General features: G+C 72.0%; 12 protein-coding genes. 6 read left to right on the top strand and 6 right to left on the bottom strand.

The annotated features are described in order from the left end of the window. The first annotated feature begins 102 nt into the window (after positions 1 to 102). Positions 103 to 558: a tellurite resistance TerB family protein gene (locus AVL59_RS11905; protein ID WP_067302584.1), complete on the top strand. Its 456-nt coding sequence runs from the start codon at positions 103 to 105 to the stop codon at positions 556 to 558. Between the two features lie 36 nt (positions 559 to 594). Further along, entirely contained in the window at positions 595 to 1,581 is a 987-nt protein-coding gene (locus tag AVL59_RS11900) for an Lrp/AsnC family transcriptional regulator (RefSeq protein WP_067302582.1), read from the top strand. A 361-nt stretch (positions 1,582 to 1,942) separates the two neighbouring features. On the opposite strand, the gene AVL59_RS11895 is transcribed toward AVL59_RS11900, so the two are convergent. The 3 genes from AVL59_RS11895 to AVL59_RS11880 all read right to left on the bottom strand — a co-directional run bounded on the left by AVL59_RS11895 (position 1,943) and on the right by AVL59_RS11880 (position 7,154). Further along, complete coding sequence (locus AVL59_RS11895) at positions 1,943 to 3,370, bottom strand: MFS transporter (RefSeq protein ID WP_099053045.1); 1,428 nt, start codon at positions 3,368 to 3,370, stop codon at positions 1,943 to 1,945. Positions 3,371 to 3,513: 143 nt separating this feature from the next. Further along, positions 3,514 to 5,574, bottom strand: coding sequence for an NAD(+) synthase (locus AVL59_RS11890; protein WP_067302580.1), 2,061 nt, complete (start codon positions 5,572 to 5,574; stop codon positions 3,514 to 3,516). Between the two features lie 620 nt (positions 5,575 to 6,194). Beyond that, on the bottom strand, positions 6,195 to 7,154 hold the full coding sequence (locus tag AVL59_RS11880; protein WP_067302576.1) for an ABC transporter substrate-binding protein: 960 nt from the start codon (positions 7,152 to 7,154) through the stop codon (positions 6,195 to 6,197). Between the two features lie 217 nt (positions 7,155 to 7,371). Here AVL59_RS11880 and AVL59_RS11875 point away from each other — a divergent pair, with 217 nt between their 5' ends. Genes AVL59_RS11875 through AVL59_RS11860 form a run of 4 tightly spaced genes read left to right on the top strand, consistent with a single transcriptional unit; the run spans position 7,372 to position 11,263 of the window. Beyond that, a complete protein-coding gene (locus tag AVL59_RS11875) occupies positions 7,372 to 9,777 on the top strand; it encodes a sensor histidine kinase (RefSeq protein ID WP_067302573.1) in 2,406 nt (801 codons plus the stop codon). Beyond that, positions 9,774 to 10,250, top strand: coding sequence for a roadblock/LC7 domain-containing protein (locus tag AVL59_RS11870; RefSeq protein WP_067302570.1), 477 nt, complete (start codon positions 9,774 to 9,776; stop codon positions 10,248 to 10,250). Before AVL59_RS11875 ends, AVL59_RS11870 begins: the two co-directional genes overlap by 4 nt. 16 nt (positions 10,251 to 10,266) lie before the next feature. Then, positions 10,267 to 10,677: a DUF742 domain-containing protein gene (locus tag AVL59_RS11865; protein ID WP_067302568.1), complete on the top strand. Its 411-nt coding sequence runs from the start codon at positions 10,267 to 10,269 to the stop codon at positions 10,675 to 10,677. Next, complete coding sequence (locus AVL59_RS11860; protein ID WP_067302565.1) at positions 10,664 to 11,263, top strand: GTP-binding protein; 600 nt, start codon at positions 10,664 to 10,666, stop codon at positions 11,261 to 11,263. The genes AVL59_RS11865 and AVL59_RS11860 overlap by 14 nt, the downstream gene beginning before the upstream one ends. A 6-nt stretch (positions 11,264 to 11,269) precedes the next feature. On the opposite strand, the gene AVL59_RS11855 is transcribed toward AVL59_RS11860, so the two are convergent. From AVL59_RS11855 to AVL59_RS11845, 3 genes are read right to left on the bottom strand one after another with little or no spacing between them, the layout of a single operon-like run. Further along, positions 11,270 to 11,938, bottom strand: coding sequence for an ABC transporter permease (locus tag AVL59_RS11855; protein ID WP_067302562.1), 669 nt, complete (start codon positions 11,936 to 11,938; stop codon positions 11,270 to 11,272). Next, entirely contained in the window at positions 11,935 to 12,588 is a 654-nt protein-coding gene (locus AVL59_RS11850; RefSeq protein WP_067302559.1) for an ABC transporter permease, read from the bottom strand. Before AVL59_RS11850 ends, AVL59_RS11855 begins: the two co-directional genes overlap by 4 nt. After that, positions 12,585 to 13,715, bottom strand: a complete 1,131-nt coding sequence (locus tag AVL59_RS11845) for an ABC transporter ATP-binding protein (protein ID WP_067302555.1) — start codon at positions 13,713 to 13,715, stop codon at positions 12,585 to 12,587. Before AVL59_RS11845 ends, AVL59_RS11850 begins: the two co-directional genes overlap by 4 nt. Between the last annotated feature and the right edge of the window lie 35 nt (positions 13,716 to 13,750).

Here is a 13,750-nt window from a genome sequence, read left to right as displayed (position 1 = left end):
ACGGCCGGAACTTATCGACCACCCCATGAGTTTCTACGTTGCTGTAGAAGTTGCTGCAGACGTTCGTGTCGAAGCAATCGATCGTGGATATGAGGAGTTCGCATGGCCCTGTGGGACCGCATCAAGGAGTCGGCGTCGCAGATGCAGACCCAGTTGGTGGCGAAGAAGAACGACCTGAAGAGCGGTGCCTTCCGCGACGCGAGCATGGCGATGTGCGCGCTCGTAGCCGCTGCCGACGGCACCATCGACCCGGCGGAGCGGCAGCGGGTGGCCCAGCTCATCGCCACGAACGAGGTGTTGCAGAACTTCCCGGCCGACGACCTCCGGCGCCGTTTCGAGGAGAACCTGAACAGGCTGACCACCGACTTCGACTTCGGCAAGGTGAGCGTGCTCCAGGAGATCGCCAAGGCGAAGAAGAAGCCCGCGGAGGCGCGCGCCGTGGTGCAGATCGGCATCGTCATCGGCGGTGCGGACGGCGACTTCGACAAGACCGAGCAGGCCGTGGTGCGCGAGGCGTGCTACACCCTCGACCTGCCGCCGCACGAGTTCGACCTCTGAGCCACCGGGGTCCACGGTGACCGGGAGGATGGGGGCATGCTCGACGACCTCGACCGTGCCCTCATCCACGCCCTGCACATCGACGGCCGGGCACCGTTCAGCAGGATCGCGGCGGTGCTCGGCGTGTCGGCGCAGACCGTCGCCCGGCGCTACCGCGGGCTGCGCACCGAGGCCGGGCTGCGTGTGGTGGGCCTGGCCGATCCGCACCGGGCGGGCCGTACCCAGTGGCTGGTGCGGCTCACCGCGACGGCCCGGTCCGCACAGGACATCGCCCAGGCGCTGGTACGCCGGCCGGACACCTCGTGGGTGAAGCTCACCTCGGGCGGCACCGAGATCACCGCGGTGATCCACGCTCCGGGCGCGGACGCCTCCCCCAACGCCCTCCTCCTGCGGGACATTCCCCGCACCGGCGGCATCACCGCCGTGTCCGCGCACTGCCTGCTCCACACCTACCTGGGCGGTCCGGCGAACTGGCGGCGCAGCGCCCAGGCGCTGGACGAGGAGCAGCGGGCGGCGCTGGCGTACCGGGCCGCCACGGAGGCGGTGCGCCGACCGGAGCCGGGCGACGCGGCGTTGCTGGCCGCGCTGGAGAAGGACGGCCGGCTCGGCCAGGGCGAGCTGGCGCGGGCGACCGGCTGGTCGCCCGCCACCGTGGCCCGGCGGCTGGCCGAACTGCGGGCGGCGGGGGCTCTGTTCTTCGACGTGGAGGTCGACGCCGGGCTGTTCGGGGTGCGCGCCCGGGCGCTGCTGTGGCTGTCGGTGCGTCCGGCGGATCTGGAGGAGGTCGGCCTCGCCCTGGCGGACCACGACGAGCTGGCCTTCGTCGCGGCGACCACCGGCCCCACGAACCTGGTCGCCCAGGCGCTCTGCCGCGACCCGGCCGACCTGCACCGCTATCTCACCCGGCGGCTGGGCGCGCTGCGCGCGGTCCGGACACTGGAGACCAGCCCCGTGCTGCGCACCCTGAAGGCGGCGAGTCCGTCACTGACTGACCTGGCCCGGCTGCACCGCGGCTCCGACTGACACCACCGGCGTCGCGCCCGCCCGGTGAGCAGGGCAGGCAGGTCTTCCGCGGCACGGCCCGCGCAGGCGCGAACCCCGGGTCCGCCAGGGCGTGTCCGGCACACTGTCCGGACACCAGGGCGTGTCCGGCGACCCCGTCCGGACGCCAGGACCGGTCCCGAACACGCACCCGGACACCAGAACATGTCCAACGACCCCACCAGCACGCCAGGGCATGTCCGGCCCCCCCGTCCAGACGCCAGGTCGGTCCCGGGCGCCCGCCCGGACGCCTGGACATATCCGGCGACGTCATCCGGACGCCAGGACCGGTCCAGAGCGCCCGCCCAGGCTCCAGATCATGTCCAACGACCCCACCCGCACGCTAGGCCCGGTCCGGAGCGCCCACCCGGACGCTCGCGGCCGCGCACACCCCCACGAGCGCCGTCGCTGTCCAGCACGCGGCCTGGGCGGCGTGTGGTGCCGCGTCCGGGGTTCCGGTGTCCGCACCGGCGAGGTACACGCTGCCGAGCACCGCCACGCCCACAGTGGCCCCGAGTTGCTGGACCGCGTTGAGCAGCCCGGCCGCCGAGCCGATCTCCTGGGGGCGCAGCGGGTGCAGCGCGAGGGTGAAGAAGGCGGGGGTGAACAGACCGGCGCCGAGGCCGATCAGGGCGAGGCAGGGCAGCAGCGCGGCCGGGTAGTGACCGGGAGCGGTCGTGCGGTAGGCCGCGACGGCGGCGAGCAGGCCGGTGACCAGCACGCCGAGTCCGTACGGCATCACCCGGCGCCCGTGGCGCCGTACCAGACGGGCGCCCGCGAGCCAGGACGCGATCGCGAGGCCTGCCGACCACGGGATCAGGCTCAGCCCCGCGGCCAGTACGCCGGTGTGCGCACCGAGTTGGAGCTGGAGGACGACCACCGTGGTCATTCCGCTGGTCACCGCGAAGAAGGCGGTCGAGGCGACGAGGGCGGCGGGAAAGCCCCGGTGGGTGAAGAGGCTGGGCTCCAGCAGCGGCCGGGCCGAGCGCCGCTGGTGCCGCGCGAACACGGCGAGGGCGAGCAGTCCGGCGAGCAGCAACGCCCAGCGCCACAGCGGGAGTCGAGTGACATCCGCGCCGATGAGGGGGTACACCACGAGCCCGGTGCCGGCCGCCACCAGTGCGGTGCCCGGCCAGTCGAAGGCCGGCCGGACCGGCGCCCGGTCCTCCGGGAGCAGCGGGGCGAGGGCCAGGACCACGGCGGACACGGGCACGTTGACCAGGAACGCGGCCCGCCAGGAGGAGCCGAACAGATCGGCGTGGGTGAGCACACCGCCGAGGACGGGTCCGCAGACGGCGGCGAGGCCCATGACGGGACCGATGCTGCCGAGTGCCTTCGCCGTCTCCTCCCCCGAGAACATCGCCTTGATCAGTCCGATGGTCTGCGGAATGACCAGGGCCGCCGCCGCACCCTGCACCGCGCGGAAGGCGATCAGCAGGCCCGCCGTGGGCGCCAGGGCGCAGGCCACCGAGGCCGCCGTGAAGGCGGCGACGCCAAGGACGAACAGGCGGCGCCGGCCGGCCAGGTCGCCGAGCCGGCCGCCGGTGATCAGCAGTACCGCGAACGGCAGGGTGTAGGCGGTGCCGAACCACTGGATGTCGGAGACCGAGCCGCCCAGACCGGCGTGGACGGCGGGCGCGGCGACCTGTACGACGGTCGCGTCCAGCAGGTTCATCGCCTCGCCCAGCAGCAGGGCGGCGAGCGCGGGCCAGCGCCATCGGTAGGACTCGGCGGGCAGCACGCGTTCCGTGGTCACGCGTTCCGTGGTCATGAGGGTTCCTCTCGCACTCGTCACGCACCGGCCCGGGACCGGGCCGGTCATGGGCCAGCGTGCGAGCGTGAGAGAGGCGAACTCCAACCAGGCGGGGAGGGGTGAGGAATTCTTCCCTCACACCCGTCCCCGGTGCGGAAATCTCACGAGTGGTGCGACTGGTGCCCGTCGTCCGGGATGTCGAAGCGGGCGAGGTCGCGCAGCCAGGCCCGGGCCGTGCTGTCGGACGGGGCGCGCCAGTCGCCGCGCGGCGAAAGGGAGCCGCCGGCCGAGACCTTCGGCCCGTTCGGCATGGCCGAGCGCTTGAACTGCGCGAACGCGAAGAAGCGGCGGCAGAAGACCTCCAGCCAGCGCCGGATCTCCGGCAGGTCGTACGCCCCCCGCTCGGACTCGGGGAAGCCGGGCGGCCAGGCGCCGGCGTCCCGGTCGTGCCAGGCGTGCCAGGCCAGGAATGCGATCTTCGACGGCCGGAATCCGTGGCGCAGCACGTGGAAGAGGGTGAAGTCGTGCAGCGCGTACGGGCCGATCTTCGACTCGGTGGACTGCAGTTCCTCGCCGGGCACCAGCTCCGGGCTGATCTCGGTGTCGAGGATCGCGGCCAGCGTCCGGCCGGTGCCCTCGTCGACCTGGCCGCTGCTGATGACCCAGCGGATCAGGTGCTGGATGAGGGTCTTCGGCACACCGGAGTTGACGTTGTAGTGGCTCATCTGGTCGCCCACGCCGTAGGTGCACCAGCCGAGCGCCAGCTCCGAGAGGTCCCCGGTGCCGAGCACGATGCCGCCGCGCTGGTTGGCCAGCCGGAACAGGTAGTCGGTGCGCAGCCCGGCCTGCACGTTCTCGAAGGTGACGTCGTACACCGGCTCGCCGGAGGCGAACGGGTGGCCCATCTCCTGCAGCATCAGCCGTGCGGTCGGCGAGATGTCCAGCTCGGCCGCGGTGACGCCGAGCGAGCGCATCAGCTGGTGGGCGTTGTCCTTGGTGTGCTCGCTGGTCGCGAAGCCGGGCAGGGTGAAGGCGAGGATGTCGCTGCGCGGGCGGCCCGCGCGGTCCATCGCCCGGGCGGCGACGATGAGCGCGTGCGTGGAGTCGAGGCCGCCGGAGACCCCGATGACGACCTTCGGGCCGCCGATCGCCGCCAGCCGCTGCTGCAGGGCCGCGACCTGGATGTTGTATGCCTCGTAGCAGTCCAGGGCGAGACGGTCGGGGTCGGCGGGCACGAACGGGAAGCGTTCGACGCGGCGCCTGAGCCCGAGGTCGGCGGTCGGCGGGTCGAGCCGGAACGGCACCCGCCTGAAGCCTGAGGTACGCGTGGAGTGGGCGCGGCGGTTGTCGTCGAACGTGCCCATCCGCTGCCGCTCCTGGCGCAGCAGGTCGAGGTCGACGTCGGCCACCGCGAACTGGTCGTCGAGCGGGAACCGCTCGGTCTCGGCCAGCAGCGCACCGTTCTCGTAGATCATGGTCTGGCCGTCCCAGGACAGGTCGGTGCTCGACTCGCCCAGTCCGGCCGCGGCGTAGACGTACGCGGCGAGGCAGCGCGCGGACGCCGAGCGGCACAGCAGCCGCCGGTCCTCGGCGCGGCCGACCGTGATGGGGCTGCCCGAGAGGTTGGCGAGCACGGTCGCGCCGGCCAGCGCCGCCTCCGCGCTCGGGGGCACCGGGACCCACATGTCCTCGCAGATCTCCGCGTGCAGCACCAGGCCCGGAACGTCCTCCGCCTCGAAGAGGAGGTCCACGCCGAACGGGACGGTCGCGCCGGCCACCCGGAGGGTGCCGCCGCGTTCGTCCTCGCCCGAGGCGATCTGCCGGCGCTCGTAGAACTCGCGGTAGTTCGGCGGGTAGGACTTGGGCGCGACGCCGAGGACACGGCCGCGGTGCACGACGACCGCACAGTTGTAGATCCGGTGGCGATGGCGCAGCGGGGCCCCGACGACCAGGACCGGCAGCAGATCCGCCGACGCGGCCACGATGGTTTCGAGCGCCTCCTCGACCTGGTCGAGCACCGCGTCCTGGAGCAGGAGGTCCTCGATCGAGTAGCCGGTCAGACAGAGCTCGGGGAAGACGGCGACGGCGACCCCCTCCTGGGCGCACCGGCGCGCCTGCCGCAGAACGGACTCGGCATTGGTGTGCGGGTCGGCGATGGCGGAGTGGCCCGTACACGCGGCGATGCGTGCGAAGCCGTGCTGGTAGATCGACCAGAAGTTCAACGGGGCTTCCTCAGGAGAACAGACGGAAGGACACCCTTCAGTGGATCACATCCGGGGCGCACGCCGTCGTCGGCGGGGCACCGGTGCTCACAGCCGCGTGCGTCGGGGCGGCGGTTCGGCCGCCGTCGTGATGCCTCCGGCCGGCGGGCGGTCCGGCCGAGAGCCAGGCGGTCCGGCCGAGAACCGGGCGGTCCGCGGCGGGGCGGACCGGGTGCTGCCGGGGGCGGTCGGTCTCAGCCTCGGCGGTCCGGCACGGCACGGCGCACTACGGCTCCCCTCCGGGCGCCCGGGCGGGCGAAGACGCCGGCTCAGACCTCGGTGGAGCCGGAGTCGCGGGCCGTGGGCGGGTTCCTCGGCCGGGTCTACGGTCACCGAGCGGTGCGCACCGACGCCCGGGCCGCGGCCGCACCGGCGGCCGGTGGCGGTGCGTCGGTCGGCCCGTTCGCGGGCGTGGTGGGGCCGGCGCAGAGCCGGGGTCCACTGCGCGATCGGCGGCGCCGTCGGCGAGGCGGACCGGCGCGGGAAGTCGGGGCCCGGTGCCGTAGAGCACGACGCGGGTGCCCCGGTTTCCCGGGGCACCCGCGTCGTCCGGCCCGCGGTCGCGTCCGCGCCGCGGCCGGTCAGTCGAGACCGGCGGACTTCAGCCAGGCCGTGGCGACGTCCAGCGGGTCCTTGTTCTCCGTCTGCACCTGGGTGTCCAGGTCCAGCAGGGTCTTCGTGTCCAGCTTGGCCGAGACGGCGTTCAGCGCGTCGGCGCCCTTCTGGGACAGGGCGCCCTTGTGGACGAGCGGTTGCACGTTCTCGAAGCCGAAGAGGTTCTGCGGGTCCTGCAGGACGACGAACTTCTCCTTGGAGATGGTCGCGTCCGTGGTGAAGATGTCCGCCGCCTGCACGGTGTCCTTCTTCAGCGCCGTCTGGGTCAGCGGGCCGCCCGCGTCCAGCGCCTTGAAGGACTCGAACTCCAGGCCGTACACGTCCTTCAGGCCGACCAGGCCCTGCCGGCGGGTCTGGAACTCCGGCGAGGCACCGATGGCCAGGTCCTTGGCGATGCCCTTCAGATCGGCGATGGAGGACTTCTCGGTGAGGTGGTACTTCTTCGCGGTGCTCGCGTTGAGCGTGACCGAGTCCTTGTTCTGCGCCGGCGAGGGCTTGAGCAGGGTCAGTCCGGAGTCCAGCTTGGCCTCGATGGCCGACGTGGTCGCCTCGACGGTCTTCGGAGCGGCCTTCTGGTCGAGGTAGGCCAGCAACGCGCCGTTGTACTCGGGCAGGACCTTGACCGAGCCGTTCTTGAGCAGACCGTAGGTGGTCTCGCGGCTGCCGATGTTCGGCTTGTACGTGACCTTGATGCCCTTGGCCTTGAGGGCCTCGCCGTAGATGTCCGCGAGCAGGATGCTCTCGGCGAAGTTGTTGGATCCGACGACCACGGTGTCGCCGCTCGCCTTGCTGTCCGAAAGGGGATTGCTGCCCTTGCCGTCGGTGGAACCACAGCCCGCCAGCAGGGCCGTCGTCGCCGCGAGGGCGACCGCCGCCGCGCTTCGGTTCCTGAGGATGGGCCTGCTGTTGCGCTTGGTGAAAGTCACACGCTGATCCAATACAGCCAGTTCTCAGCCAGTCAAGTGGCGCCAGATCACCGATTGGCTTCGATCTGCGATCAATTGACAGCACCTCGTAACTGATTCTTGATAAAGGCCAAGCTCATTGAGGCTTCAAGAGCACGGTAGTCTCACAGCAGTTGAAATCGGCCACAGCGGTGCACGGGGCCCGCTTCCGTCGTAAGGCACCCCAGAAGGAGGCCCGGTGTCCACGAACCAGGTGGACGCGTCTTTCCGGTATGCCCCCGTACGCAGTGGTGTACGAGGCTTCGCGGACCGCTGGCCCTTCCGGCGCAAACTCAACCTGCTCGTCGGCATCCCGCTCGCCGTCGTCGCCGTCCTGCTGTGGTACCCGGTCACGGACCTGGTCCAGCAGTCGGACAGCGCGGAGTCTGCGGCCCGGCTGGTGCGGGACAGCGCGCAGGTGGCCCGGCTGGTGGACCGCGTGGAGGCCGAGCACCAGCAGGCGATCCTGCTGTCCGCGCGCTATGAGTCCGGCTACTCCAAGCCCTCGCTCGCCGCGTACCGCGCGGCGCAGGAGGCGGTGGACGACCAGGCCGAGAAGGTGCGCGGGACCTTCCGCGGCCGGCTGCCGGACGCCGAGGCGCAGGCACTCAGGGACGTCGACGGCCTCTCCAGCCTGCGCCAGAGCGTCGAGCGGGGCTATCTCCCGGCCGACAACATCGACCCCTCCTACACGGACGCGGCCGGCGGCGTCATCGACGGCCTCGACCTCGACCGCACCACCGCGCTCGCGACGACCTTCACCGGCAACCTGCTGGACTCCCTGCTGCGCGCGGACGCCGCCCACGGCGCCTTCGAGACCAGCGTGTTCTCGGCTAGCACCGGGGACACCAACGCGCTGATCGAGTTCACCAACGCCGTCGGTGCGTACGACCTGTACACCCACCAGAAGGACCGCTTCTCCCGGTTCGCCACCGAGCGCCAGGCCCAGCAGCTGGACGCCATCGACCACACCTCCGCGCAGCAGAAGATCGGGCAGTCGTACGCCGAGTTGCAGATCGATCCCACCCAACTGGAGGCCGGTGGCCGGGAGGAGATCCGCCGAGCGGTCCAGGACGCGCTGGGCGACTATCCCGCCTACCCCGAACAGGCCGCCGCCCGGCTGAAGATCACCACCGCGCTGATCGACCAGATCGCCCACCGCGCCGACACCGCCGCCTCCTCCGCGAAGTGGCGCGCGGGACTGCTGCTGTACGGCGCGCTCATCGGCCTCGCGCTGTGGATCGCCTTCACGGTGCTGGTGCGCCGCTCGGTGGTCCGGCCGGTGCAGGCCCTCACCGAGGCCGCACGTGAGGTCGAAGAGGTGGCGGGGCGCGAGCTGGCCCGGGTCGCGGACGATGACGCCGAGGACGACGGGCCGCCCCGGCTGCGGGACATGCCGGTCACGGCCCGCGACGAGATCGGCGACCTGGCCGAGGCCTTCAACCGGGTGCAGACCACCGCCGCCGCCCTGCTGGAACGCCAGGTGCTCAGCCGCCGCAACACCGCGGAGATGTTCGGCAACGTCGGCCGCCGCGTCAGCAACCTGACCACGCGCCAACTCGCGCTGATCGACGCCGTGGAGCGCGGCGAGACCGACCCGGCACTGCTGGAGCGGCTCTACTCCATCGACCACATCGCCGTACGCCTGCGCCGCAACGCCGACAGCCTGATGCTGCTCGCGGGCATCCGGGAGACGGGGCTGGACGGCGGGCCCACCGAGCTCTCCAACGTGGTACGGGCCGCGCTCGGGCAGATCGAGGGCTATCAGCGGGTACGGCTGTACGCCGCCTCGGACGCCCTGGTCGAGCCGGACATCATCGGCGACCTCACCCTGATGATGGCCGAACTCGTCGAGAACGCGGTGTCCTTCTCCCCCGAGGACAGCCCCGTCGAGGTGACCGTGCGCTCCGGTGCCGACGGCGCGCATGTCGTCGTCACCGACCACGGCCTCGGCATGAGCGCCGAGCGCCTCGCCGAGGAGAACGCCCGGCTGATCCGCCGCGAGCGCCTGGACCTGATGCCGACGAAGGTGCTGGGCCTGTTCGTGGTCGGCGCGCTGGCCCGCCGCTGGGAGGTCGGGGTCGAGCTGACCCGCACGGCGGGCGGCGGTGTGACGGCGGAGGTGACCCTGCCCGCCGCCCACCTGCTGACGCCGAGCCCGGCGGCAGCCCCTTTGGCCGGGCCCGTCGCCGTGGCACCGGCGGACGCGGACGCCGCCTCCGGACCGGTGGCGTCCGGCTCCGCCGGGGAGAAGACCGACGCCGCCGGCCCCCTGCCCCGCCGTGTCCCGAGCCGCGAGGCCGCCGCCCCCGAGGAGGAGCCGCGGCTCGCCCCCTCCGGCACCGCCCGCCCGCTGCGCCGCCGGGTGCGCGGGGCCACGCTGCGCACGACCACCGGCGCCGCCCAGGCCGTGCCGCAGGCGGCCCGTCCCCGGGACGCGGAGGCCGAGCGCAGCGCACTGGAGGAGTTCGAGGCCGCGGTGGAACGCGCCCACCAGGACTGTGAGACCGGGAGCCACGCTCGTCCCCGCCCCGAGAGCGCTCCCGCCCCCAAGCCGACCCCGCCGCACGACCAGATCCACCTTCCGGAAGGAGCCGAGCAGTGAGCACGTCGACAGGTGACACCCCGAACGGCGACACCACGCCGACCGACCTGCAGGCAGCCGCGGCCGACTTCACCTGGCTGCTGAACCGATTCGCGACCGAGACCGCGGGCGTCGTCGACGCCATCGCCGTCTCCTCCGACGGCCTGCTGATCGCCGTGTCCGAGCTGCGCGAGCGCGCCCACTCGGAGCGGCTCGCCGCGATCGTCTCGGGCATCACCAGCCTGGCCGCCGGCGCCTCCGGCAACTACGGCCTGGGCGGCCTGAACAAGGTCATCATCGACCTGGAGGGCGGCCATGTCATCGTCTCCGCGATCGGCAGCGGCGCCGTTCTCGGCGTGGTCGCCGACAAGGACGCCAAGCTCGGCAACATCGCCTACGAGATGACGCTGTTCGCCAACCGCGCGGGGGCCGCGCTCAGCCCGCAGCTGGTGCTGGAGCTGAAGAACAGCGTCGGCGCGGCGTCGGCACGCTGAGGAAGAGAAGGTATTCATGGCGGACGGCACCCCGGGCCCGGACCCGGTCGGCCCCGCCCCCGCCGTACGGCCGTTCCTGGTCACCGCCGGCCGGGTGGCGGACGCCGTGCCCGGCCGGTCGTTGCCCGTGGAGACCCAGGTGGTGGCCACCGCCGCCGGTCTCGACGCGCTCGGCCGGCTCTCCTTCGAGCGCCACGACATCGTCGCCGCCTGCCGGCTGCCGCAGTCGGTCGCGGAACTCGCGGCCCGGCTGCGGCTGCACCTCAACGTGGTCCGTGTGCTGGCCGAAGACCTGCGCGAGGCGGGGCAGCTGGCGGTCCACGTACCCGATGCCGAAGCCACCCACGACGCCTCCGTGCTGCGCAGGGTCATCGACGGCCTGCGGGCCATTCCCGACTCCCGAGGGGTACCGAGTGACACCGACTGAACCGCTGACCGGGGGCGCGGCCGCACCCACCGCCGTACGGCCGCCGCTGCCGGTCAAGATGGTGATCGCGGGCGGCTTCGGCGTGGGCAAGACCACCACCGTCGGCTCGATCTCGGAGATCGAGCCGCTGACCACCGAAGCCTCGATCACCGAGGTCGCGGCGGGCGTGGACGACCTCACGCACACCCCGCGCAAGACCACCACCACGGTGGCGCTGGACTTCGGGTGCATCACCATCGACCCGACGCTGAAGCTGTATCTGTTCGGTACCCCCGGGCAGGAGCGGTTCGGGTTCATGTGGGACGACATCGTGGAGGGCGCGGTCGGCGGCCTGGTCATCGTCGACACCCGCCGGCTGGACGACTGCTACGCGGCCGTCGACTACTTCGAGCACAAGGACATCCCGTTCGCGGTGGCGGTCAACGCCTTCGACGGCAAGGTGGAGCACACCCTGGACGAGGTCCGCTGGGCCCTCGACGTCTCCGACGGCGTCCCGGTCGTGGTGTTCGACGCCCGCGAGCGCGGCTCGGTGCGGGACGCCCTGCTCGTCGTCCTCGAACAGGCGCTGGCCCGCACCGGGAGCTGAGCGCGCTCAGCCGCCCCGGCGCACCCCCGGCGAGACCGCGAAACGGGACACCGCCCAGAACACCAGGAGCGTCGCGAGCGCCATCCCCGCGACCAGGGTGGCACCGCCGACGACCTTCTCGTAGTCCTTCTGGTAGAGACCGTCGATGATGTAGCGGCCCAGGCCCCCGAAGCCGACGTAGGCGGCGATGGTGGCGGTGGAGACGATCTGGACGGCCGCCGTGCGCAGCCCGCTGAGCACCAGCGGGAGCGCGACCGGGAGTTCCACCTGCACCAGCACCCGCGCCTCGGACATCCCCATGCCCCGCGCGGCGTCCACCGGGGACGGGTCGAGGGAGCGGATCGCCTCGTAGGAGGTGACCAGGATCGGCGGTACGGCGAGCGCGACCAGCGGGATCATCACCGGCAGCTGCCCGAACCCGAGCCAGGTGAACATCAGCACCAGCAGGCCGAAGCTGGGCAGCGCCCGGGCGGCGGTGGCGATGAGCGCTAGGGCGTTGCCGCCGCGCCCGTAGTGGCCGGTGACCAGGCCGACGGGCAGTCCGATCGCGGCGGCGACGGCGAGGGCCTCCAGGGAGTAGAGCAGGTGTTCGGTGACGCGGGTGGGGATGGCGTCCTGGCCGTGCCAGTGCGCGCCGTCGCCGAAGAAGGCCTGGACGAAGTGGAGTACGTTCACCGGGTGACGCCCTTCCGTGGCATCCAGGGGGTCAGCAGGAGACGGACGAGGACCAGCAGGGCGTCGACGAGGATCGCCAGCACGGCGGTGGTCACCACGGAGTTCACGGCGAGCTCGGGCCGGTGGTAGATCTGCGCGTCGTTGAGCAGGTTGCCGAGGGCGCCCTGGTTGCCGATGAGCATGCCGACGCTGACCAGGGAGATGCTCGACACGGTCGCCACCCGCAGGCCCGCGATGATCGCCGGTACGGCGATGGGCAACTGGACCTGGAGATAGCGCCGTACGGGCCCCAGGCCCATGGCCGTGGCGGCGGCCAGGGTCTCCGGTGGCACCGAGCGGACGCCGTCCACGATCGCCGGGACCAGCACCACCAGGCTGTACACCGCGAGCGGGATCATCACCGTCGTCTCGGTCATGCCGGTGTAGTCGATGAGGACGACGAAGAAGGCCAGGGACGGGATCGCGTACAGCACGGTGGTCACACCGAACACGGGCGGATACAGCCAGCGGAACCGTACGCACAGCTGGGCCAGCGGCAGCGAGACGAGCAGCCCGGCCAGCACCGGGATCAGCGCCTCTCTCAGATGCAGGCCGATCAGCCCGGAGTAGCTGTGCTGGAGGTCGCTCGGGATGTCGAAGAAGCCGCTCATCGCGCGGCCTTCGCATCCTGCGGGCCGCCCTCGGCGTGGGCGGCGCGGATCGCCTCGCCGATCATCTGCTGGGAGACGACACCGGCGGCGCGCCCCTCCTCGTCCACCGCGACGGCCCAGCCGGTGGGCGACAGGACGGCCCCGTCGAGCGCGGTGCGCAGCGAGTCCTTGCCGGGCACGAACGGCCGCCCGAACGGCAGCAGCCGGTCCCGGTCGATCGCTCCGGCGGTGAGGTCGTCCGGCGCGCCCCAGCCGAGCGGTCTGCCGTCGGTGTCCGTCACGAGGAGATGGGGGGCGGCCGCGCCCGGCGAGGCGAGCTTGTCCGCGTCCGCGTCGATCGCGACGACGGGAGCGGTCTGCAACTCCAGTTCGCCCGAGGAGAAGAAGGACAGCCGCCGGATGCCCCGGTCGGCGCCGAGGAAGTCCTCCACGAAGGGGTCGGCGGGGGCGCTGAGCAGTTCGGCGGGCGGGGCGAACTGGGCGAGTCTGCCGCCGGTGCGCAGCACGGCGACCATCGTGCCCAGCTTGACGGCCTCGTCGATGTCGTGTGTGACGAAGACGATCGTCTTGCCCAACTCGTCCTGGATGCGCAGGAGTTCGTCCTGCAGGCCCTTGCGCACCACCGGGTCGACGGCGGAGAACGGCTCGTCCATCAGGAGCACCGGCGGGTCGGCGGCGAGCGCCCGGGCCACGCCGACGCGCTGTTGCTGGCCGCCGGAGAGCTGGTAGGGGTACCGCTTGGCGAGCGAGGTGTCGAGCCCGACCCGCTCCATCAGTTCCGCTGCCCGCGCCCGCGCCTTCTGCTTGCTCCAGCCGAGCAGCCGGGGCACGGTGGCGATGTTGTCGACGATGGTGCGGTGCTGGAAGAGACCGGCGTTCTGGATGACGTATCCCATCGACCGGCGCAGGGTGTTGACCGGCTGTTGCCGGATGTCCTGGCCGTCGAGGAGGATGCTGCCCTCGCTGGGCTCCACCATCCGGTTGATCATCCGCAGGGTCGTCGTCTTGCCGCAGCCCGAGGGGCCGACGAGGACGGTGATCGCGCGGTCCGGTATCTCCAACGACAGACCGTCGACGGCCACCGTGCCGTCCGGGTACCGTTTCGTGACTGACTCTATCCGTATCAAAACGCCGCGTACCCTTCGGTTTTGGCTGAGCCTGG

The organism is Streptomyces griseochromogenes, from assembly GCF_001542625.1.
Lineage (GTDB): Bacteria > Actinomycetota > Actinomycetes > Streptomycetales > Streptomycetaceae > Streptomyces > Streptomyces griseochromogenes.
The sequence above is the reverse complement of the archived record's forward strand: the minus strand, read 5'-3'. Positions and strand labels throughout refer to the sequence as shown.

Bases quoted from the DNA above. Each gene is read 5' to 3' on its own strand.
- AVL59_RS11905 (WP_067302584.1), top strand. From the start codon at position 103: ATGGCCCTGTGGGACCGCATCAAGGAGTCGGCGTCGCAGATGCAGACC.
- AVL59_RS11900 (WP_067302582.1), top strand. From the start codon at position 595: ATGCTCGACGACCTCGACCGTGCCCTCATCCACGCCCTGCACATCGAC.
- AVL59_RS11895 (WP_099053045.1), bottom strand. From the start codon at position 3,370: ATGACCACGGAACGCGTGACCACGGAACGCGTGCTGCCCGCCGAGTCC.
- AVL59_RS11865 (WP_067302568.1), top strand. From the start codon at position 10,267: ATGGCGGACGGCACCCCGGGCCCGGACCCGGTCGGCCCCGCCCCCGCC.
- AVL59_RS11850 (WP_067302559.1), bottom strand. From the start codon at position 12,588: ATGAGCGGCTTCTTCGACATCCCGAGCGACCTCCAGCACAGCTACTCC.